The sequence below is a fragment of the Diaphorobacter sp. B2A2W2 genome (assembly GCF_056730635.1).
Map to the genome: position 1 here is coordinate 405,233 of NZ_JBWZOR010000003.1, position 21,891 is coordinate 427,123.

Here is a 21,891-nt window from a genome sequence, read left to right on the forward strand (position 1 = left end):
GAGTTCATCAAGGCGTGGCTGCGAATCTTGAGCCGGTTATCAATCCAAGAGGAGTCTGTCGTATGCAAAAGAAAATTGTGGCTGCCCTGGCGCTGTGCGGCGCGGGCGTGGCAATGGCCCAGTCCGCCGGTACCAGCAAGGTGGAGCTGTGGGGTATCGTGGATGCCGCCGTGCGCCACACCAACAACGAAGGTGCCGGCAAGGATGGCCTGACGAAGATGATCGGTGGCGGCATGTCGCAAAGCCGCTGGGGTATCAATGTGGAGGAGGACCTGGGTGGCGGGTCCAAGGCCCTGGTGGTGCTGGAAAACCGTCTCAATGCCGATGACGGCAGTGTTTCCACCCCCTTCTTCCAACTGTCCTATCTGGGTCTGCAAGGCCCTTATGGCCGCCTGACTGCCGGACGTCAGTGGAATGTCCTGTTCGACGTGGTGACCAGCACCTACGCTTCGTTCCCGTACTCCCCCTACATGGAAGCCTACAAGCCTGAGTTGGGAATGGCCATGGGCGCGCGTACCAGCAACATGCTGAAGTACACCTTCGCAACGCCGGACCGCAGCTTCGTAGGCTCGCTGCAATATTCATTTGACGAGAACAACGACACCAAGGCATTGGAAGCTGGCCTGCCTGCCTCGGCGGCGCAAGTGCCTGCCTACGTTGCAGGCACCCTGGGCGGTGGCGCCTGGAAGACGGCTGGCGGCTACCTGCGCTACTCCGCGAGCGGGTTTGCCGTCGGCGGCGGCTACATGCGCACGACGCTGCCAGGCGGCACCGACGTAGACGCCTGGACTCTGGGCGGTTCGTACCGCACGGGTCCGTGGTACTTCAACACGGGCTATGGCCTGAACAAGGCGAAATACGCTACGGTGACCAACCCGATCCAGGGTTTCCGTAACCTCGTAGACGGAGCGATCCTGGGGCAATTCTGGGCCGGCCAGACCAATGGCGGCTTCCAGCCGGGCGACGCCAACAAGCGCCAGCTGTTCAAGGTGGGCGTGGGCTATCAGCTGACGCCTCAGCTCAACCTGGGCGCGCACTACTTCCGCGGTAAGCAGTCGGGCTCGGCCACGGGTGCTTCCAACGGCAATGTCAACTTCTACGTGGCCGTGGCGGACTATGCCTTCAGCAAGCGCACCGATGCCTATTTTGGCGTGGACCACACCAGCATCAGCGGCGGCAGCGCGCTCGTGCTGGATGCGGCGAGCGGCGCACGCAGCCGTACCGGCATCACCGTGGGTGTCCGCCATCGCTTCTAAGGCACATTGAGTGGGGAGGGGAAGGGCCCTTGTGGGCCCGCCCCGATTTCAAACAACCTCCTTCGGGAGGTTGTTTTTTTGCTGAAGTAAGGTTTTTGCCCCGCCGAGCGTAGATACGCAGTCCGGGCATTGGTTTTGCATTAGCACTGCGGATGAATGGCGGCGCATCTGCGATGCACCATTTCAGGGATTTCCCTTTGCCAGTGGCCACGGCCACGCTGCCATAGTCGCTCCTTTCTATAAAAGAGGATTCCCATGCGAATCAATGCCTTGATCCTTTCTCTTGCGGCGGCCTGCGCGGCGGCCGTGGTTCCAGCGGCGCATGCCAAGACCTTCAAGTGGGCCAGCCAGGGCGAAATCGCCACCTGGGATATCCACTCCCAAAACAACGCGCTGCAAAACGCCATCCATTCGTATGTGTACGAAAGCCTGGTCTACTACAACAGCCGTACCTTCGAGGTCGAGCCCATGCTGGCGACAGCCTGGCGAGAGGTCAGCCCCACACAAGTGCGTTTCACGCTGCGCCAGGGCGTGAAGTTCCACGATGGTTCCGCCTTCACCGCCGATGACGCCGTGTACTCGCTGCAGCGCGCCATGTCCAAGACCTCGAACTACACGCCGTATGTGCAAGGCATCGACAAGGTGGTGAAGGTGGATGCGCAGACCATCGACATCTTCCTCAAGTCGCCCAACCCCGTGCTGCTGCGGCAGATGACCGAGTTGCGCATGATGAGCAAGGCCTGGGCCGAGAAGAACCGATCGGTGGAGCCGAAGGACATCAAGGGCACCGATGAGAACTTCGCCCATCGCAACGCCATGGGCACGGGCCCCTATACGCTGGAGACATGGCAACCCGACGTGAAGATGGTCTTCAAGCGCAATCCGAACTGGTGGGGCCAGATGGAAGGCAATGTGACCGAGATCGTCTACACCCCCATCAAGTCGGCCGCCACGCGCATTGCCGCCCTGCTGTCGGGTGAGGTGGACCTGGTGCTGGACCCCTCACCGCAGGATCTGCCCCGCCTGCGCTCGTCGGGCACCATCAAGGTGGTGGACGGGCTGGAGAACCGTACCATCTTCCTGGGCATGGACCAGTTCCGGGATGAACTCGTGGGCTCCAACATCAAGGGCAAGAACCCCTTGAAGGACCTGCGCGTGCGCAAGGCGCTGTACCAGTCCATCGACGCCAATGCCCTCACGCGCAACATCCTGCGCGGCCTGGGCAAGCCGACGGGTACCCTGGTGGCGCCGCAGGTCGCAGGCTGGTCGGAGGCCGTGGGCAAGCGCATGCCCTACGACGTCGAGGCCGCGAAGAAGCTGCTGGCCGAGGCCGGCTATGCCGACGGTTTCGAGGTGGACTTCGCCTGTCCCAACAATCGCTACATCAACGACGAGGCCATCTGCCAGGCGGTCACCGCCATGTGGGCGCGCATCGGTGTGAAGGCCAAGCTGCGCACGCTGCCGCTGGTGACCTACTTTCCCATGATCCAGCGCAGCGAAGCCAGCATCTACATGCTGGGTTGGGGCGTGCCGACCTTTGACGCGCTGTACAGCCTGCAATCGCTGGTGCGCAGCGTGGGCACTGGTGGCGATGGCAACTACAACGTGGGCCGCTATCGCAATGAGCGCATGGACTACCTGGTGGACCGCATCAAGGCCGAGACGGACGCTCCGGTGCGCGCGCGCATGCTGACCGAGGCGCTGCAGCTCTCCAACGACACGGTCTCGCATCTGCCGCTGTACGACCAGGTCATCCCCTGGGCCATGAAGAAGAATGTGGAGCTGGTGCATCGCGCCGACAACCGCATCGACATGCGCACCGTCAAGGTCCAGTGAGCGGCCGTGCCATAACGTACCGCCTGCGTGCGGAAAGCACCCGCGCAGGCGAACCACGGCCAGGCTAAGCACCCGGCCGCTGCGGGGACGAGCCTTGGCTGCGCCCCGATGCCTGCTAGCATGGCCCGACATCTTGCAAAAGCCCGAGAATGCTTGCCTTCATCCTGCGCCGACTTATCCAGGCCGTGATCGTCATGGTCGCCGTGGCCTTCATCTCGTTCATGTTGTTCCAGTTCGTGGGCGACCCCGTGGTCTTCCTACTGGGGCAGGACGCCACGCCCGAGCAGATCACCGAGATGCGTGCTGCCCTGGGGTTGGACCAGCCATTCATCGTGCAGTTCTGGCACTTCCTGGTGAATGCGGCGCAGGGCGAATTCGGGCTCTCCCTGCGCCAGGGGGCCAAGGTCTCGCGGCTGATCGCCGAGCGCTTCCCGGCCACGCTGGAGCTGGCGCTGGTGGCCGCCTTCATCGCCCTCGCGGTGGGCATGCCCATGGGGGTGTATGCGGCGCTCAAGCGCGGCACCGTCACCAGCCAGGTGTTCATGACGCTGTCGTTGCTGGGCGTGTCGCTGCCCACATTCCTGATCGGCATCCTGCTGATCCTGGTGTTCTCGGTCACGCTGGGATGGTTCCCCAGTTTCGGGCGCGGTGATGTGACGCAACTGGGGTGGTGGAGCACCGGCCTGCTCACGGCCAAGGGTTGGCACCACATCACGCTGCCGGCCATCACGCTGGCCATCTTCCAGCTCACGCTGATCATGCGCCTGGTGCGCGCCGAGATGCTGGAAGTGCTGCGCACCGACTACATCAAGTTCGCCCGTGCGCGTGGCCTGACCGACCGCGCCATCCACTTTGGCCATGCGCTCAAGAACACGCTGGTGCCGGTGATGACCATCACCGGCCTGCAACTGGGCGGCCTGATTGCGTTTGCCATCATCACCGAGACGGTGTTCCAGTGGCCCGGCATGGGCCTGCTGTTCATCCAGGCCGTGACCTTTGCCGACATCCCCGTGATGGCCGCTTACCTCTGCCTGATCGCGCTGATCTTCGTGGTCATCAACCTGGTGGTGGACCTGCTGTACTTCGCGGTGGACCCGCGCCTGCGCGTGGGCGGCAAGGCGGGAGGGCACTGACATGCAGGCCGTGCAGCAGCGCTTGAAGGCAGGCGGACGCGCCTTTGCGCACATCGCGCAGTACCACCCGGAGCTCACCGCATTCCGCCGTGACCTCCATGCCCACCCCGAGCTGGGCTTTGAAGAGGTCTACACCAGCGCCCGTGTGCGCGAGGCGCTGCGGCACGCAGGCGTGGACGAGGTGCACGAAGGCATCGGCCGTACCGGCGTGGTGGGCATCATCCACGGCCAGGGCCGCAGCAGCGGCAGCATGATCGGTCTGCGGGCTGACATGGACGCGCTGCCCATGGCCGAGCACAACGATTTCGCCTGGAAGTCCTGCAAGAGCGGCCTGATGCATGGCTGCGGCCATGATGGGCACACGGCCATGCTCGTGGGTGCAGCGCGCTACCTGGCGGCCACGCGCCATTTCGACGGCACGGCGGTGCTGATCTTCCAGCCCGGCGAGGAAGGCCTGGGCGGTGCGCGCGTGATGATCGAGGACGGGCTCTTCGAGCGCTTTCCCGTGCAGTCGGTGTATGCCATGCACAACTGGCCGGCCATGCGGCCCGGCACCGTGGGCCTCAACTCCGGCGCCATGATGGCGGCGGCCGACCGCGTCACGATCGAAGTGACCGGGCGCGGCGGCCACGGCGCGCATGCGTACCAGACGGTGGACGTGGTGCTGGTGGCCGCGCACATCGTCACCGCCGTGCAGGGGATCGTCTCGCGCAACGTGCGGCCGCTGGAGAGCGCAGTTATCAGCCTGTGCGCGGTGCAGGCGGGCGACCTGGGCGCGTTCAGCGTGCTGCCGGGCACGGCCACGCTGGTGGGTACGGTGCGCACGTTCGACCCCGCCGTGCAGGAGATGGTGGAGCGCCGCATCAAGGAGCTGTGCAACGCCATCGCGCTGGGCTTTGGGGCTACCGCCACCGTTCGCTACGAGCGCATCTACCCTGCCACCATCAACACCGAGAGCGATGCGCGCTTCGCAGGCGACGTGGCTGCGTCGCTGGTGGGCGAAGAAAACGTGGACCGCGACCTGGAGCCGAGCATGGGCGCGGAGGACTTCTCCTTCATGCTGCAGGCCCGGCCCGGCGCCTACCTGCGCCTGGGGCAGGGCATGGGCGCTGGCAACAGCACCTTGCACAACAGCCGCTACGACTTCAATGACGACGTGCTGCCCCTGGGCGCGGCCCTGCATGCCGGCCTGGTCGAGCAGGCCATGCCCCTGGGGCAAGCGCAGTGAGACCGCACGGTACAGCAGCATGATGCGGAGCACGGTCTGGATGCGAAATATGGCCCTGGCGCTTGTACTGCAGGCGCTGGCAGCTATATTTTTGGTAGCTAATGCGCAAACCATCCGTGTGGCCAACCAGGGCGATGCGCTGTCGATGGATCCACATGCGCTCAATGAATCGCTGCAGCTCAGCCTGACCGGCAATGTGTACGAGCCTCTGGTGGGACGCAACAAGGATCTGAGCCTGGTGCCTGCGCTGGCACTGGCTTGGCGTGCGACCACCCCCACCGTATGGCGCTTCGAGTTGCGCCGCGGCGTGTCCTTCCACGACGGTGCGCTTTTCACGGCCGACGATGCGGTGTTTTCGCTGCGGCGCGCGCAGTCCGACGGCTCGGACATGCGCAGTTACCTGAGCGGCGTGCGCGAGGTGCGCAAGCTGGACGCGCACACCATCGAGATCGAAACCCGCGAGCCCACGCCGCTGCTGCCGGCCCTGCTGTCGCACGTCTACATGATGAACCAGCGCTGGAGCGAGGCGCAGGGCATCGCGCAGGTAGGCGAGGCACGCGGGGCCGCGGGGCAGGCCGCCGCGCTGCGCGCCAACGGTACGGGGCCGTTCCGCCTGGCCGAGCGCCGCCCGCAGCAGCGCACCGTGTTCGAGCGCAACATGCGCTACTGGGGCACCATCGAGAGCAACGCACGCCAAGTCGTCTTCCTGCCCATTCCGGACAACGAGGCGCGCGTGGCCGCGCTGCTGGCCGGCCGCGTGGACGTGATGGAGCCCGTGCCTGTGCAGGACATCGAACGCGTGAGCGCCGCCGGACTGGTTCGCGTGGTCACGGGGCCCGAGCTGCGCACGCTGTTCCTGGGCATGGACCAGCACAGCGACGAGCTGCCGTACGCCAGCGTGCGCGGCGCCAACCCCTTCAAGGACCGGCGCGTACGCCAGGCCTTCTACCAGGCCATCTACATCGATGCGCTCATCAAGAACGTGATGCGCGGCGCCGCCACGCCGGCCGCGCTCATCGTGGGACCGGGCGTCAATGGCTTTCAGCCCGACGTCAAGCGGCTGCCGCACGACGTGGCGGCCGCTCGCGCGCTCATGGCGCAGGCCGGCTATGGCGAGGGCTTCGCGCTCACGCTGGACTGCCCCAGCGACCGCTATGTGAACGACGCAGCGCTGTGCACCGCCATCGCTGCACAGCTGGCGACCCTCCAGGTGCGCGTGACGGTGCGCGCGGAGCCCAAGGCGCAGTACTACCCGCGCATCCTGCGACGCGACGCGGGCTTCTACCTGATGGGCTGGACGCCCTCCACCTACGACGCACACGGTGCGCTGAACGCGCTGGCGGCCTGCCCGCGCGGCGAGGGCGCGGGCCACTTCAACCTGGGGGGCTATTGCAACCCGCGGCTGGATGCGCTGCTGCTGCAGGTCCAGACGCAGACCGACAAGACCCGGCGCGACGCGCTGCTGCGCGAGGCTTTGCTGCTGCAGGCCGCCGACATTGCCTACATCCCGCTGCACCAGCAGGCCCTGGCCTGGGGCGTGTCCAAGAAGATCCGCCTGGTGCAGATGGCCGACAACACCATGCCTTTCAAGTGGATGGGCGTGGGCCCCTGACCGTACGACCTTGCCGCCTTCCCCCCTTTTTTGCCTGACCCTTCGCCCATGAAACAAACGCTCTTGCGCTGGTACGACAGCGACGTGGCCCACAGCTTTCGCACCTCGCCCGTGGCCATCATCGCGGCGCTGATTGCCGCCGTGTGCGTGTTCTGCTCCATCTTTGCCGGCTGGGTGGCGCCACACAACCCGTTCGACCTGAGCACGCTGGAGCTGTCGGACGCGCGCCTACCACCCGTGTGGCAGGCCGAAGGCACCTGGAAGTACGCCCTGGGCACCGATGACCAGGGCCGCGACATCCTTTCGGCGCTGATCTACGGCGCGCGCATATCGCTGGTGGTGGGCCTGGCCTCCGTGGCGCTGTCGGTCGTCGTGGGCGTGGCGCTGGGGTTGGTGGCGGGCTTTCGCGGCGGATGGGTGGATGGCGTGCTCATGCGCCTGTGCGACGTGATGCTGTCGTTCCCCGCCATCCTGATCGCGCTGCTGATTGCCGGCGTGGGGCGTGCGGTGTTCCCCAACGCGCCCGATTCGCTGGCCTTCGGCGTGCTGATCCTGTCGATCTCGCTCACGGGCTGGGTGCAGTACGCGCGCACCGTGCGCGGCTCCACGCTGGTGGAGCGCAACAAGGAATACGTGCAGGCCGCGCGCGTCACCGGCGTTTCGCCGCTGCGCATCATGCGCAAGCATGTGCTGCCCAATGTGCTGGGGCCGGTCATGGTGCTGGCCACCATCCAGGTGGCCACGGCCATCATTACCGAAGCCACGCTGTCCTTCCTGGGAGTGGGCGCGCCGCCCACGTCGCCCTCGCTGGGCACGCTGATCCGCATCGGCAACGACTACCTGTTCTCCGGCGAGTGGTGGATCACTGTCTTCCCCGGCGTGATGCTGGTGCTGATCGCGCTGTCCGTGAACCTGCTGGGTGACTGGCTGCGCGATGCACTCAACCCGCGCCTGCGCTGAAATGGAACGGCCCCTGAGTCGCTTTGCGCCTTCCTCCTGCTCTCGCATGGCTACGCCATGCGGGCAGGGGGGCGCAGCCCTCGCTGCGGGGCGGCGCGGCCGGCCCGGACCCCTGCTCGGCTGCTCTCGTTTTGGAGGGCGCCCGTTTCATGCAATGCGGGCGGCGCGCACTGCACTGGATAACTGATATGTCACTTCTCGAAGTCCACAACCTCGTCGTCGAATTCCCTGGCCGCCGCGGCACGCTGCGCGCGCTGGACAACGTGTCGTTCTCCATCGCGCCGGGCGAGATCCTGGGTGTGGTGGGCGAGTCCGGCGCGGGCAAGTCGCTCACGGGCGCGTCCATCATCGGTCTGCTGGAGCCGCCGGGGCGCGTGGCCTCGGGCCAGATCGTGCTGCAGGGCCAGCGCATCGACAACCTGCCGCACGAGCAGATGCGCCACATCCGCGGGCGCAAGATCGGCGCGATCTTCCAGGACCCGCTGACTTCGCTCAACCCGCTGTATACCGTGGGCCAGCAACTGGTGGAGACCATCCTCACCCACCTGCCCATGAGCGCCGCGCAGGCGCGCCAGCGGGCCATCGACCTGCTCAAGGACACCGGCATTCCCGCGGCCGAGCAGCGCATCGACCACTACCCGCACCAGTTCTCGGGCGGCATGCGCCAGCGCGTGGTGATTGCCCTGGCGCTGGCGGCCGAGCCGCAGCTCATCGTGGCGGACGAGCCCACCACGGCGCTGGACGTGTCCATCCAGGCGCAGATCATCCAGTTGCTCAAGAGCATCTGCAAGACGCGCGGCGCGGCCGTGATGCTGATCACCCACGACATGGGCGTGATCGCCGAGACCTGCGACCGCGTGGCCGTGATGTACGCCGGCCGCGTGGCCGAAATCGGCCCCGTGCACGAGGTCATCAACCAGCCCGCCCACCCCTACACCGCCGGCCTCATGGCGTCCATTCCCGACATGGATCAGGACCGCGAGCGCCTCAACCAGATCGACGGAGCCATGCCCCGCCTGAACGCCATTCCCGAGGGCTGCGCCTTCAACCCGCGCTGCCCGCGCGCCTTCGACCGCTGCCGCCAGGCGCGCCCCGACCTCATGCCCGCCGGCGCTACGCAGGCCGCCTGCTGGCTGCACGACGTGACGAGCGAGGTGGCTGCATGAGCTCCACGACGACCACCACCGCACCGCTGGTGCAGGCGCACGACCTCGCCAAAACGTTCGATGTCTCCGCGCCCTGGCTCAACCGGGTCATCGAGCGCAAGCCGCGCGCGTTGCTGCATGCGGTGGACGGCGTGGGATTCACGATTGAGCGCGGCAAGACGCTGGCCCTGGTGGGCGAGTCCGGCTGCGGCAAGAGCACCGTGGCGCGCCTGCTGGTGGGGCTGTACGAGCCCACGCGCGGCGGCCTCACCTTCGACGGGCAGGACGCGCACGCCGCTTTCAAGGGCAAGGATGCGCGCGCCATGCGCCGGCGCATCCAGATGATCTTCCAGGACCCCTATGCCAGCCTGAACCCCCGATGGCTGGTGGAGGACATCATCGGCGAGCCCCTGCGCGAGCATGGTCTCATCACCGACGCTGCACAGCTCAAGAAGCGCGTGGGCGAACTGCTGCAGTCCGTGGGCCTGTCGCCGCTGGACATGGCCAAGTACCCGCACCAGTTCTCGGGCGGGCAGCGCCAGCGCATCTCCATTGCGCGTGCCCTGGCCACCGAGCCCGAGTTCCTGGTGTGCGACGAACCCACCAGCGCGCTGGACGTGTCGGTGCAGGCGCAGGTGCTCAACATCATGAAGGACCTGCAGCGCCAGCGGCAGCTCACCTACCTGTTCATCAGCCACAACCTGGCCGTGGTGCGCCACGTGAGCGACCAGGTGGGCGTGATGTACCTGGGCCGGCTGGTGGAGCTGGCCGACAAGAAGGTGCTGTTCGAGAACCCGCGCCACCCTTACACGCGCATGCTGCTGGACGCCATCCCCAAGATGCACGACACCGGCCGCGCGCGCACGCCCGTGCAAGGGGAGGTGCCCAACCCGCTCAACCCGCCGCCGGGCTGCGCGTTCAACCCACGCTGCCCCTACGCCAACGACCGCTGCCGCACCGAGCGCCCCCAGCTCATCGACGACGGCGGCACGCGCGTGGCCTGCCACGGCGTGCAGGAAAAACGCATCCCGTTGGCGGAGTTGGCGGTATGAGGGCTTGATAGAAAAACGGCCCTAACGCTTGTGCAGCAAGCGGTAAATGCTCTTTTTTTGTGAGCAAAAAGGGGCCGCGCCCCCTGTTCTGCGGGCGCGCGTGTGGGGCTTTCACGGCGCTGTCATCCTTGCTTCCCACCATCTCCACTCTGTAACGATTCAACAGGGAGCGAGAACATGGGTTCGTGGATGCAATGGGCCAACAAGCCCTACGGGCGGCGGGTGCGGATGGGCGCGGTGGCGCTGGCGGCGTGTGGCGTGCTGGCGGCATGCGGTGGCAACGATGACGACGAGGCCCAGCCGCTGGAGCTGACCGTCCTGCACATCAACGACCACCACTCCACGCTGGACGCCAAGTCCAAGACGCTGAAGCTGTCCACGGGCCGCGCCGCGCCTGTGGACGTGGCCGTCGAAGCCGGCGGCTTTGCACGCGTCACCGCGGCCTTCGACAGCCTGGCCAAGGCCGCGGGCGCCAACGTGCTCAAGCTGCATGCGGGCGACGCGCTCACCGGCACGCTGTACTTCAACCGCGCGGGCGCGGACGGCGAGGCCGATGCCGCGCTGATGAACACCGTGTGCTTCGACGCCTTCACGCTGGGCAACCACGAGTTCGACAAGGGTGACGCGGGCCTCAAGGGATTCCTGGACCTGCTCAAGAAGGGGGCCTGCAAGACGGCGGTGCTCAGCGCCAATGTGAAGTTCGGTGCCGGCTCGGCGCTCAACGCCACCAAGGCACCCGGTTACGTGCAGCCTTCCACCGTGGTGGAGCGCAGCGGCCAGAAGATCGGCATCGTCGGCCTGACGATTGCGGGCAAGACCAAGGCCTCGTCCAGCCCCGACGCGGACACCACCTTCGAGGACGAAGTCACGGCGGCGCAGCGTGAGATCGACAAGCTGCGCGCCCAGAGCATCAACAAGATCATCGTCATGAGCCACGTGGGCTATGGCTACGACAAGGAAATCGCCGCCAAGCTCAGCGGCGTGGACGTGATCGTGGGCGGCGATTCGCACACGCTGCTGGGCCCCGACGCGCTCAAGACCACGGGCGTGGGCACGCCCAGTGGCGCCTATCCCACGCGCGTGACCGACAAGGACGGCAAGAACGTCTGCGTGGTGCAGGCCTGGGAATACGCGCAGGTGGTGGGCGAGCTGAAGGTGCGTTTTGACGGCAAGGGCGAGGTCACGCAGTGCAGTGGCACGCCGCATGTGCTGATCGGTAGCGACTTCACCATCAACAAATTGCCCCCGACCGACGCCGAAAAGAAGGCTATCGATGCGGACGTGGCGGCCAAGGGCTTTCTGCGCGTGACGCAGCCAGCCGCCGCTGCCACCACGGCGCTGCAGCCGTTCAAGGACCGCGTGGCCGTTTTCAACAAGACCAACGTGGCGGTGGTGCCGAAGGAGTTGTGCTTCCGCCGTGTGCCGGGCAATCCCGGCTCGGGCGGCTCCAGCCCCACATGCAACGCCGAGGGAAGCGTGCATCTGCGCGGCGGCGACATCCAGCAGTTGGTGGCGCAGGCCTATGTGGACGAGGGCAATGCCAAGTACGGCGGCGCCGACATCTCGCTGCAAAGCGGCGGCGGTGTGCGCATTGCGCTGGACGGCACGGTGACGGCAGCGCAGGTCATCCAGGTGCTGCCCTTCGGCAACATGCTGTTCCGTCTGGACGTGACCGGCGCGGAGGTGAAATCCATGCTCGAAGACGGTCTGGAGGCCGTGTTCAAGGCGGGCGGCTCGACCGGGCCCTATCCCTATACCGGCGGCCTGCGCTTCGACGTGAACGCCTCGGCCGCCTTCGGCCAGCGCGCCTCCGGACTCGAAGTGCGCAACGCCGCCACCGGCACCTGGGGGCCGATCGATCCGGCCAAGACCTACAGGCTCTTCGTGTTGAGCTTCAACGCCACGGGCGGCGACGGCTACAAGACGCTGGCGGCCGTGCCCGCGGCGCGGCGCCTGGACATCGGCGTGCTGGATGCCGATGTCTTCTTCAGCTACATCGACAAGCAGCCGCGCGACGCCGCCACCGGCCTGCCCGTGCTGAACCGGCTGCCGCACGAGCTCTACAGCACCAAGAGCTTCGCGGGGCAGTGACGGGACCAGTGAAGTGAACGGCGGGAATGCGCGGGCATACTGACGGTTTCCCGTCAACGAACCCCAGGAGTACCGCGCATGACCGCCTTCACCCTCACCAGTCCCGACATCGCCGACGGCAGCACCATTGCACAGAGCTTCGAGTTCGACGGCTTTGGCTGCAGCGGTCGGAACCAGTCGCCCGTGCTGCGCTGGAGCGGCGCGCCCGAGGGCACGAAGGGCTTTGCCGTGAACGTGTACGACCCCGACGCGCCCACGGGCTCGGGCTTCTGGCACTGGTATGTGATCGATCTGCCGGCTTCGGTGAGTGAGCTGCCCGCCAACGCCGGCGCCAAGGGCGGCGCCCACCTGCCGGCTGGCGCGCGCCAGATCCGCAACGACTACGGGCAGTACGCCTGGGGCGGCATGTGCCCGCCACCGGGCGACAAGCCGCACCGCTACATCTTCACGGTGCATGCGCTGTCGGTGGAGCGTATCGATGTGCCCGACGACGCCCCCGCCGCGCTCGCCGGCTTCATGGTCAACGCCCACACCCTGGCCAAGGCGAGCTTCACCGCCACCTACGGGCGCTGAAACGACGCTCTGAAAAAGAGAGCTGCTACCGCTTGTTATTGCTTGATTTCAGATGCTTTTGTGCCTGAAATCCAAGCAGGACAGGCGGTAGCAGCTATTGTTTTTGTGCTTCGCCATAGCGCGCACGGCATGGAACTGGCGCGCCCCATCCCAGCAACCGCCGCGCAACGGGCTTGGCCCGGGCGCTGGCGGTGTCCCCCCTCCGGTAGCGCAGCGCGTAGAGAGAGAGGGGGAAGCGGCGCAGGAGCGCAGCCGCTCAGGGGGATACCTTCAGGTATACCGCTTGGCCCGCAGGTTGTTCTTCATCTGCTGCAGCACCGGCTGCAGCGGCTCGCCGATGCGCAGCGCCACGCAGGTGGCGACCACGTCGATGATGAGCAGGTGCAGCAGGCGCGAGACCATGGGGCTGTAGCGGTCGTAGCCCTCGGGGTGGTCGGCCGCCAGGTGGATGCGGCAGGTGTGTGCCAGCGGCGAGCCGCTGGCGGTGATGGCGATGGTGGTTGCGCCGTTCTTGCGCGCGATGTCGGCTGCGTCCATCAGGTCGCGCGTGCGGCCCGAGTTGCTGATGATCACCGCGCAGTCGCCCGGGCCCAGCAGCGTGGCGCTCATCACCTGCATGTGGCCGTCGCTGGTGGAGATGCTGGTGATGCCTAGGCGAAAGAACTTGTGCTGCGCGTCCTGCGCCACGATGCCGGAGTTGCCCGCGCCGTAGAACTCGATGCGCCGCCCCGTCTGCCAGGTGCTGGCGATGGCCTCGGCCGCACGCTCCAGCGCATTGGTACTGGCGGCGTTGCGGTACTGCAGGAAGGCGGCCACGGCGTTGTCCACCACCTTCACCAGCACGTCGTTGGTCTTGTCGTCGGCGTCCACGCTGCGGTGGATGAAGGGCACGCCCTCGCTCACACTGCCGGCCAGCTTGAGCTTGAAGTCCGCCAGGCCGTCATAGCCCATGCTGCGGCAAAAGCGCACCACTGTCGGCTTGCTGACGCGCGCGCGCACGGCCAGCTCGCGCACCGGCAGGTGGGCAAAGGCGCGCGGGTCGTCCAGCACGAGCTGGGCCACGCGCTGCTCGGCGGGGGCGAGCGATGGCAGGGAAGCGGTGATGCGGTCTAGCATTCTTCCATCCAGGTGTGTCCTTCGCGGGCCACCAGCGCGCTGGCGGCGCTGGGGCCCCAGCTGCCAGCGGCATACGGGCGCGGGCCTTCGCCACGGGCGTCCTGCTCGGCCCAGGCCTGCATGATGGGTTCCACCCAATGCCAGGCGGCTTCCTGTTCGTCGGCGCGCACGAACAGATTCAGGCGCCCGGCGATCACGTCCAGCAGCAGCCGCTCGTACGCGCCCACGCGCTGGCTGCCAAAGCGCTGGTCGAAGTCCAGGTCCAGCTGCACGGGCGCCAGCGCCTGGGCTTCGGAAATGCGCATGCCGCGCTTTTCCTGCCCCGCGGCAAACAGGTGCAGCGCCACGCCGTCGCGCGGCTGCAGGTGGATCACCAGGCGGTTGGCCGCGCCCAGCGGCGTGCGGTAGATGGCGTGGGGCGTGGGGCGGAAGTTGATGGCGATGTGTGCCTCGCGCGCGGCCAGGCGCTTGCCGGTGCGGATGTAGAACGGCACGCCCGCCCAGCGCCAATTGGCGATCTCGGTGCGCAGGGCGACGAAGGTTTCGGTGGTGCTGCCGGGCGCCACGCCGTCCTCATCGGCATAGGCGCGCACGCCCTCGCAGGCCGTGGTGCCGGTGGAATACTGGCCGCGCACCACGTCCTGCAGCAGCGTGGCGGGTGTCCACGTACTCAGCGAACGCAGCACCTTGAGCTTCTCATCGCGGATGGCATCGGCATGGGCGTTGATGGGCGGCTCCATGGCGATCGCGCACAGCAGTTGCAGCGCGTGGTTCTGCACCATGTCGCGCAGCGCGCCGGTCTGGTCGTAGAAGGCGCCACGCTGCTCCACGCCCAGCTGCTCGGCCATGGTGATCTCGATGCTGGCGACGGTCTCGCGCCGCCACAGGGGCTCGAACAGCGCGTTGCCAAAGCGCAGCGCCAGCAGGTTCTGCACCGAGGGCTTGCCCAGGTAGTGGTCGATGCGGAAGATCTGCCGTTCGTCGAACACGCTGCGCACCGCGGCGTTGATGGCACGGTTGGAAGCCAAATCGTGCCCCAGGGGCTTTTCCAGCACCACGCGGGTGGCGGGCGTCGCCAGGCCGGCAGCGCCGAGCTGCTCGCAGACGGTGGTGAACAGCGCGGGCGCGGTGGCCAGGTACATCACCACCGTGTCGGCGTGGCGCTCGCGCAGGCGCCGCGCCAGCAGGGCGTAATCTTCTGGCTGGGACAGATCCATGCGCTGGTACTGCAACAGCGCGGCAAAGCGTTCGAATTCTTCGTCGCTGGGGCGCTTTTCTCCCTCCACATCGGCAAAGCGCCGGGCAATCAGCGCGCGGTAGTCGCCGTCGCTCAGCGCGTCGCGCGCCACGCCGATGATGCGCCCCTGCGGCGGCAGCGACCCGTGGCGAAAGGCCTGGAACAAGGCAGGTAGCAGCTTGCGCCAGGCGAGGTCGCCCGTGCCGCCGAAGAGGACCAGATCAAAGCTCATGAGCCAGCTGCGGTAATGTGTAGAGGTTGATCGATGGGAAAACGGTGCCCGCATGTGCTCCGTATCCAGTGCACGATGTTATCGAGTTTCATGGTCGGCATTGACCGACACGGGGCGGGCCGTGGCCGCGCATACACTTGCCGGTTACGCGCCGGGGCTGGGCTCCCCGCGCCTTTCTCCCTGGACAACACGCCATGAACCAACTCGACGCGCTCAAGCAGTACACCACCGTGGTGGCCGACACCGGCGATTTCAAGCAGCTGGCCCAGTTCCAGCCGCAAGACGCCACCACCAACCCCTCGCTGATCCTGAAGGCCGTGCAAAAGCCCGAGTACGCGCCGCTGCTCAAGGACTGTGTGACGCGCTGGCATGGCCGCGCTATCGACGAGCTGATGGACCGCCTGATCGTGCGTTTCGGTTGCGAGATCCTGTCGATCATCCCTGGGCGCGTGTCCACCGAGGTGGATGCACGCCTGTCGTTCGATACCGCGGCGACCGTGGCGCGTGCGGAGCGCATCGTGGAGCTGTACCAGGCCGAAGGGCTGCACATCGACCGCGTGCTCATCAAGATCGCCGCCACGTGGGAGGGCATCCAGGCCGCGCGCCAACTGGAGCAGCGCGGCATCCACACCAACCTTACGCTGCTGTTTTCGTTTGCACAGGCGGTGGCCTGTGGTCAGGCGAAGGTGCAGCTCATTTCGCCCTTCGTCGGACGCATTTACGACTGGTACAAGAAGCAGGCCGGCGCAAACTGGGACGAGGCCGCCATGGCCGGCGCCAATGACCCGGGCGTGCAGTCCGTGCGCGCCATCTACAACCATTACAAGCACTTCGGCATCGGCACCGAGGTCATGGGTGCGAGTTTTCGCAACACCGGGCAGATCGTCGCGCTGGCGGGCTGCGACCTGCTGACCATTGCCCCCGAACTGCTGGCCCAGCTGGCCGCCAGCGATGCTCCGGTGGCACGCGTGCTCGACCCCGAGGCGGCACGCCGCGTCGCGCTGCAACCCGTGCAGTACGACGAGGCGGGCTTTCGCTATGCGCTCAATGCCGACGCCATGGCCACCGAGAAGCTGGCCGAAGGCATCCGCGCATTTGCGGCGGACGCGGCCAAGCTGGAACAACTGATGCAAGCCGCTGCATGAATTTTGACGATCCCCGCACCCGCTGCGACCACACGACCGCGTGGCAGCGCCTGCGTGCCCATTACGAAAGCGCCGGCCGCAGCTTCGACCTGCGCGCCGCATTTGCGCAGGATGCGCAGCGTTTCGAGCGCTTCAGCCAGGACGCTCCGCATGTGTTTGCGGACCTGTCCAAGAACCTGATCGACGCGCCCACCGAAGCGCTGCTGCTGCAGCTGGCGCGTGAATGCGGCGTGGTGGCCTACCGCGATGCGATGTTCGAGGGCCGACCGATCAACAACACCGAGCAGCGCGCGGTGATGCATTGGTTGTTGCGAAAACCGGCTCCAGGGCATAAAGGTCAAGCGCAAGCAGCTATCGATACAGTAGCGCCTGAAATTGCCTCTGCCTTGCACGACGTGCACTCCACGCTGGAGGACATGCTGGCCCTCGCCGAGCGCGTGCGCGCTGACGACGGCATCACCGACATCGTGAACATCGGCATCGGCGGCTCGGACCTGGGGCCGGCGATGGTGGTCAAGGCACTGGACGACCTGCGCCACCCGGGCAAGCGCCTGCACTTCATCTCCAACGTGGACGGCATGGAGCTGGGCAGCCTGTTGCGCCAGCTGCGGCCCGAAAGCACGCTGTTCCTCATTGCGTCGAAGACCTTCACCACCGCCGAGACCATGTCCAACGCACAGGCGGCGCGTGCATGGTTCCTGGACCAGGGCGGCAGCGAGGACGCGCGGGCGCGGCTGCCGCTGGCGCGCCATTTCTATGCACTGACGACCAACCTGGAAGCGGCGGCGCAGTTCGGCATCACCACCACGTTGGGCTTCTGGGACTGGGTGGGCGGACGCTATTCGCTGTGGTCCGCCATCGGGCTGCCGATTGCCATTGCCGTGGGTGCGCCGCACTTTCGCGCACTGCTGGCGGGTGCACATGCGATGGACGAGCATTTCCGCACCGCGCCGTTGGAATCCAACCTGCCCGTGCGGCTGGCGCTGCTGGACCTGTGGTACCGCAATTTCCACGACTTCTCCAGCCGCAGCATGGCACCTTATAGCCATGGCCTGCGCCGCCTGCCCGCGTACCTGCAGCAACTGGAGATGGAGAGCAACGGCAAGGGGGTGGACGCGCACGGTCAGCCGCTGCCCTATGCCACTTCTGCCGTGGTCTGGGGCGAGCCGGGCACCAATGGGCAGCATGCGTTCTTTCAGATGATCCACCAGGGGCCCGACACCGTGCCCGTGGAGTTCATCGCGCTGCGCGAGCCGGGGCGTGATTTGCCGGACCAGCACCCGCGTCTGGTGGCCAACGCTTTGGCACAGGCCCGGGCGCTGATGATGGGGCGGCCCGAAGAGGCCGACGGACACCGGCGCTTCAGCGGCAACCGGCCGAGCACATTTCTGGTGCTGGAGCGTCTGGACCCGGCGTCGCTGGGCGCGCTGATCGCGCTGTACGAGCACCGGGTGTTCACCAGCGGGGCGCTCTGGGGCATCAACAGCTTCGATCAGTGGGGTGTGGAACTGGGCAAAGGCATCGCCAAGGATCTGGAGCCGCGTCTGGCCACGGGTGATGTGCAGGGGCTGGACCCGTCCAGCGCGGGGCTGTTGCGCCGTCTGGCGGCCTGAAACGGGGTGCGCTTCCTGCTCTGACGGGGCTCAGGCGCGCGCTGCCTGGGGCATGGCCGGCGCATCATCTACAGGCGCCGGCTGGAGTTCTGGAGCCAGGACGACCCGGTTGCGGCCCTGGTCCTTGGCGGCGTAGAGCGCCTGGTCGGCACGCTCCAGCGTTTCCTGGGGTGACGAATGGGGCAGGTGCAGCGCCAGGCCGGCGGACATGCTCAGGCGCAGGCCCGGCGGTGCGTTGGGCACGGGCAGGGCAGCGATGGCTTCGCGCGTGCGCTCCAGCAGGGTCTGGGCGCTGCGTGGTTCGATGTCGCTGAGCAGCAGCAGGAACTCGTCGCCGCCCCAGCGCGCCAGCACATCGGCTTCGCGCACATTGGCGCGCAGGGCGTCGGCGAACACCCGCAGCACATGGTCGCCCATGGCGTGGCCGTGGTGGTCGTTGACGCGCTTGAAATGGTCCACATCGATCATGGCGAACAACAACGTGCCCTGCCCCCGGCGGCGCCGCCGGCACTCCAGCTGGATCAGCTCGACCATGGCGCGGCGGTTGTACAGGCCCGTGAGCTCGTCGCGCATGGCCAGCGCCCGGTTTTCCGCGAGGGTTTCGGCCAGCGCCTTACGTTGCCGGTCCAGGCGCTGGCGCATCTGCTGCACGCGCAGGTTCACCACCATGCACCCGGCCAGCACGATCAGGATCATGGCTGCGTAGGCGCCATCCATGACGTCGAACGTTGTTGCGTAGAAACGCGGCGAGACGACCACCGCCACCGAGAACGCCGCCATCGCGTAGAGCCCGATGCCCACGACCTGGCGCGGCGACAGGCCCAGCGCACCGAAGAACAGGATCATGGCCAGCACGGAGGGCACCACGCCTCGGCCTTCCCCTGCCAGCACGTAAGCCACGGCGCCGCTGGTGATGGTCCACGCCATTTGAACCAGGGTCAGAGACGGATCGCGCAACCGCTCGGACCAGCCGGTGCGGATCAGCAGCGTGATGACTGCGAGCCCCCCCACCGAAAGCGCCGCCCACCACCGCACAGCGTCCAGGTGGTGGTTTGCGCTGGGGTGGTGCAGCAACAGCATTACCAGGGCGCTGGAGCTCATCAGCAGCAGCGCGAGCAGCGCCATGCCGACGCGCACACGCCGGTAGGGGTCGCGGGAGAGGATGCAGGGAAAGAGACGGCGAGGGGTCGTGTGCATGGCGGAGGCTCCCGCGAAGGAGCCGTGCGATGTCGGTACGGCCAGAGTGAACCGCTAGCAATGAATTACCAATATTTACATATAAATACAATTATGCGAGGAGCGCAAAAGCTTGCTTTTGCGTAGGGGTATTGGGGAAAGGCGGGCCAGATCCGCGCGCAGTGCGCCGCGGAAGGTCGCCCGCCACACACGCAGGCGAAAAAAAACCCGCAAGCACTGCTTGCGGGTTGGGTGCTGCCTGCGCCATCAGGGCGCAGGCGGGGCCCTGGCAATTACATGCCCATGTCACCCATGCCGCCCATGCCGCCGGGCATGGCGGGGGCTGCGGACTCGTCCTTCGGCGCCTCGGCCACCATGGCTTCGGTCGTCAGCAGCAGCGAGGCCACGGAAGCGGCGTTCTGCAGGGCCGTGCGGGTCACCTTGGTGGGGTCCAGGATGCCCATTTCCAGCATGTCGCCGTAGGTGTCGTTGGCTGCGTTGAAGCCGTAGTTGCCCTTGCCGTTCAGCACTTCGTTCACGACCACCGACGGTTCGCCACCGGCGTTGGCCACGATCTCGCGCAGGGGGGCTTCGACAGCCTTCAGCACCAGCTTGATGCCGGCGTCCTGCTCAGGGTTGCCGGTGGACAGGTTGCCCACGGCTTGCTTGGCGCGCAGCAGTGCCACGCCGCCGCCGGCCACGATGCCTTCTTCCACGGCAGCGCGGGTGGCGTGCAGGGCGTCTTCCACGCGGGCCTTCTTTTCCTTCATCTCGACTTCGGTGGCAGCGCCCACCTTGATCACGGCCACGCCGCCGGCCAGCTTGGCCACGCGCTCTTGCAGCTTCTCACGGTCGTAGTCGCTGGTGGCTTCCTCGATCTGGATGCGGATCTGCTTCACGCGGGCTTCGATGTCGGCAGCGGCACCAGCACCGTCGATGATGGTGGTGTTTTCCTTGCCCACTTCGATGCGCTTGGCCTGGCCCAGGTCGGCCAGCGTCACCTTCTCCAGCGTCAGGCCCACTTCCTCGGCGATCACCTTGCCGCCCGTCAGGATGGCGATGTCTTCCAGCATGGCCTTGCGGCGGTCGCCGAAGCCGGGCGCCTTCACGGCCACGACCTTCAGGATGCCGCGGATGGTGTTCACCACCAGCGTGGCCAGGGCTTCGCCGTCAACTTCCTCGGCGATGATCAGCAGCGGACGGCTGGCCTTGGCGACTTGCTCCAGCGTGGGCAGCAGGTCACGGATGTTGCTGATCTTCTTGTCGAACAGCAGCACGAAGGGGTTGTCCAGGATCGCGGACTGCTTCTCGGGGTTGTTGATGAAGTAGGGCGACAGGTAGCCGCGGTCGAACTGCATGCCTTCCACGACGTCCAGCTCGTTTTCCAGCGACTTGCCGTCTTCCACGGTGATCACGCCTTCCTTGCCCACCTTGTCCATGGCGTCAGCAATGATCTTGCCCACGGACTCGTCGGAGTTGGCGGAGATCGAACCCACCTGGGCGATTTCCTTGGAGGTGGTCGTGGCCTTGGAGGCCTTCTTCAGCTCTTCCACCAGGGCCACCACGGCCTTGTCGATGCCGCGCTTGAGGTCCATGGGGTTCAGGCCGGCGGCCACGTACTTGGAGCCTTCGCGCACGATGGCTTGGGCCAGCACGGTAGCGGTGGTGGTGCCGTCACCAGCGATGTCGTTGGTCTTGGAAGCCACTTCCTTCACGAGCTGCGCGCCCATGTTCTGCAGCTTGTCTTTCAGTTCGATTTCCTTGGCCACGGACACGCCGTCCTTGGTCACCGTGGGGGCGCCGAACGAGCGCTCCAGCACCACGTTGCGGCCCTTGGGGCCCAGGGTCACCTTGACCGCGTTGGCCAGGATGTTCACGCCTTCAACCATGCGGGCGCGGGCTTCGCCGCCGAACACTACGTCTTTTGCTGCCATTTTTGGCTCCTACAAATTTGAATCAAATGGGCTGCCAACGCTGATCTATCAAGCGCAGGCAGCTATGAAAAATGAGTTGACCAGAAGGGATTACTTCTCGACGACCGCGAACAGGTCGTCTTCCTTCATCACCAGCAGCTCGTCGCCATTGACCTTCACGGTCTGGCCGCTGTACTTGCCGAACAGCACGCGGTCGCCGACCTTCACGTTCAGGGCGATCAACTCGCCCTTGTCGTTCTTCTTGCCAGGGCCAACGGCCAGCACTTCGCCTTGATCGGGCTTTTCCGCAGCGTTGTCGGGGATCACGATGCCCGAGGCGGTCGTGGTTTCGCTTTCGATACGCTTGACGATCACGCGATCGTGCAGGGGGCGAAGATTCATTGCATCTCTCCTGATAACAAAAAGGATTGCGACATCAAACAACGCGCCCGCAACGCGGGCGCAGGGAACTGACACAGCGGTGTTGTTAGCACTCATCTGTTTCGAGTGCTAATGATAGAGGCATTCGTGACAGTTTCAAGAGACACAGGTCTTGCCAGATCGTCTTCACAC

General features: G+C 66.3%; 17 protein-coding genes. 12 read left to right on the top strand and 5 right to left on the bottom strand.

Features of this window, described 5'->3' with window-relative positions:
- Window positions 1–62 precede the first annotated feature (62 nt).
- The 10 genes from AC1PPL_RS08040 to AC1PPL_RS08085 all read left to right on the top strand — a co-directional run bounded on the left by AC1PPL_RS08040 (window position 63) and on the right by AC1PPL_RS08085 (window position 12,886).
- Window positions 63–1,256 (top strand): porin, encoded by a 1,194-nt coding sequence (locus AC1PPL_RS08040; protein ID WP_012655666.1) that lies wholly within the window; start codon window positions 63–65, stop codon window positions 1,254–1,256.
- Between the two features lie 255 nt (window positions 1,257–1,511).
- Window positions 1,512–3,092: an ABC transporter substrate-binding protein gene (locus AC1PPL_RS08045; RefSeq protein ID WP_252101269.1), complete on the top strand. Its 1,581-nt coding sequence runs from the start codon at window positions 1,512–1,514 to the stop codon at window positions 3,090–3,092.
- 149 nt (window positions 3,093–3,241) lie between these two features.
- Window positions 3,242–4,225: an ABC transporter permease gene (locus tag AC1PPL_RS08050; RefSeq protein WP_011804137.1), complete on the top strand. Its 984-nt coding sequence runs from the start codon at window positions 3,242–3,244 to the stop codon at window positions 4,223–4,225.
- Window position 4,226: 1 nt separating this feature from the next.
- Window positions 4,227–5,453: a M20 aminoacylase family protein gene (locus tag AC1PPL_RS08055; RefSeq protein ID WP_287805291.1), complete on the top strand. Its 1,227-nt coding sequence runs from the start codon at window positions 4,227–4,229 to the stop codon at window positions 5,451–5,453.
- 40 nt (window positions 5,454–5,493) lie between these two features.
- A complete protein-coding gene (locus AC1PPL_RS08060) occupies window positions 5,494–7,065 on the top strand; it encodes an ABC transporter substrate-binding protein (RefSeq protein WP_479973033.1) in 1,572 nt (523 codons plus the stop codon).
- A gap of 48 nt (window positions 7,066–7,113) precedes the next feature.
- Window positions 7,114–8,025, top strand: a complete 912-nt coding sequence (locus AC1PPL_RS08065) for an ABC transporter permease (RefSeq protein WP_011804140.1) — start codon at window positions 7,114–7,116, stop codon at window positions 8,023–8,025.
- A 188-nt stretch (window positions 8,026–8,213) separates the two neighbouring features.
- Window positions 8,214–9,191 carry an ABC transporter ATP-binding protein gene (locus AC1PPL_RS08070; RefSeq protein ID WP_172206219.1) on the top strand — a complete coding sequence of 326 codons (978 nt, stop codon included), beginning with the start codon at window positions 8,214–8,216 and terminating at the stop codon, window positions 9,189–9,191.
- Entirely contained in the window at window positions 9,188–10,222 is a 1,035-nt protein-coding gene (locus tag AC1PPL_RS08075; RefSeq protein WP_047350968.1) for an ABC transporter ATP-binding protein, read from the top strand. The genes AC1PPL_RS08070 and AC1PPL_RS08075 overlap by 4 nt, the downstream gene beginning before the upstream one ends.
- Before the next feature lie 177 nt (window positions 10,223–10,399).
- Complete coding sequence (locus AC1PPL_RS08080) at window positions 10,400–12,313, top strand: bifunctional metallophosphatase/5'-nucleotidase (protein ID WP_479973034.1); 1,914 nt, start codon at window positions 10,400–10,402, stop codon at window positions 12,311–12,313.
- Between the two features lie 78 nt (window positions 12,314–12,391).
- On the top strand, window positions 12,392–12,886 hold the full coding sequence (locus tag AC1PPL_RS08085) for a YbhB/YbcL family Raf kinase inhibitor-like protein (protein ID WP_011804144.1): 495 nt from the start codon (window positions 12,392–12,394) through the stop codon (window positions 12,884–12,886).
- A gap of 270 nt (window positions 12,887–13,156) precedes the next feature.
- Here AC1PPL_RS08085 and AC1PPL_RS08090 read toward each other — a convergent pair whose 3' ends face one another.
- On the bottom strand, window positions 13,157–14,002 hold the full coding sequence (locus AC1PPL_RS08090; RefSeq protein ID WP_088887581.1) for a MurR/RpiR family transcriptional regulator: 846 nt from the start codon (window positions 14,000–14,002) through the stop codon (window positions 13,157–13,159).
- The gene (gene zwf, locus AC1PPL_RS08095) at window positions 13,996–15,471 is read right to left on the bottom strand and encodes a glucose-6-phosphate dehydrogenase (RefSeq protein ID WP_047350970.1); all 1,476 of its coding nucleotides are present in this window, start codon (window positions 15,469–15,471) and stop codon (window positions 13,996–13,998) included. Before zwf ends, AC1PPL_RS08090 begins: the two co-directional genes overlap by 7 nt.
- 194 nt (window positions 15,472–15,665) lie before the next feature.
- On the opposite strand from zwf, the gene tal reads away from it, so the two are divergent.
- Both tal and pgi read left to right on the top strand, forming a co-directional pair.
- Window positions 15,666–16,616: a transaldolase gene (gene tal / locus AC1PPL_RS08100; RefSeq protein ID WP_012655675.1), complete on the top strand. Its 951-nt coding sequence runs from the start codon at window positions 15,666–15,668 to the stop codon at window positions 16,614–16,616.
- Window positions 16,613–18,229 carry a glucose-6-phosphate isomerase gene (pgi, locus tag AC1PPL_RS08105; RefSeq protein WP_479973035.1) on the top strand — a complete coding sequence of 539 codons (1,617 nt, stop codon included), beginning with the start codon at window positions 16,613–16,615 and terminating at the stop codon, window positions 18,227–18,229. The genes tal and pgi overlap by 4 nt, the downstream gene beginning before the upstream one ends.
- 30 nt (window positions 18,230–18,259) lie before the next feature.
- Here the strand turns inward: pgi and AC1PPL_RS08110 are convergent, their stop codons facing one another.
- From AC1PPL_RS08110 to AC1PPL_RS08120, 3 genes are all read right to left on the bottom strand, one after another.
- Window positions 18,260–19,426 carry a GGDEF domain-containing protein gene (locus AC1PPL_RS08110; RefSeq protein WP_479973036.1) on the bottom strand — a complete coding sequence of 389 codons (1,167 nt, stop codon included), beginning with the start codon at window positions 19,424–19,426 and terminating at the stop codon, window positions 18,260–18,262.
- 272 nt (window positions 19,427–19,698) lie between these two features.
- Window positions 19,699–21,339 carry a chaperonin GroEL gene (gene groL, locus AC1PPL_RS08115; protein ID WP_012655678.1) on the bottom strand — a complete coding sequence of 547 codons (1,641 nt, stop codon included), beginning with the start codon at window positions 21,337–21,339 and terminating at the stop codon, window positions 19,699–19,701.
- 90 nt (window positions 21,340–21,429) lie between these two features.
- Window positions 21,430–21,720 carry a co-chaperone GroES gene (locus AC1PPL_RS08120; RefSeq protein WP_011804151.1) on the bottom strand — a complete coding sequence of 97 codons (291 nt, stop codon included), beginning with the start codon at window positions 21,718–21,720 and terminating at the stop codon, window positions 21,430–21,432.
- Window positions 21,721–21,891: the final 171 nt, after the last annotated feature.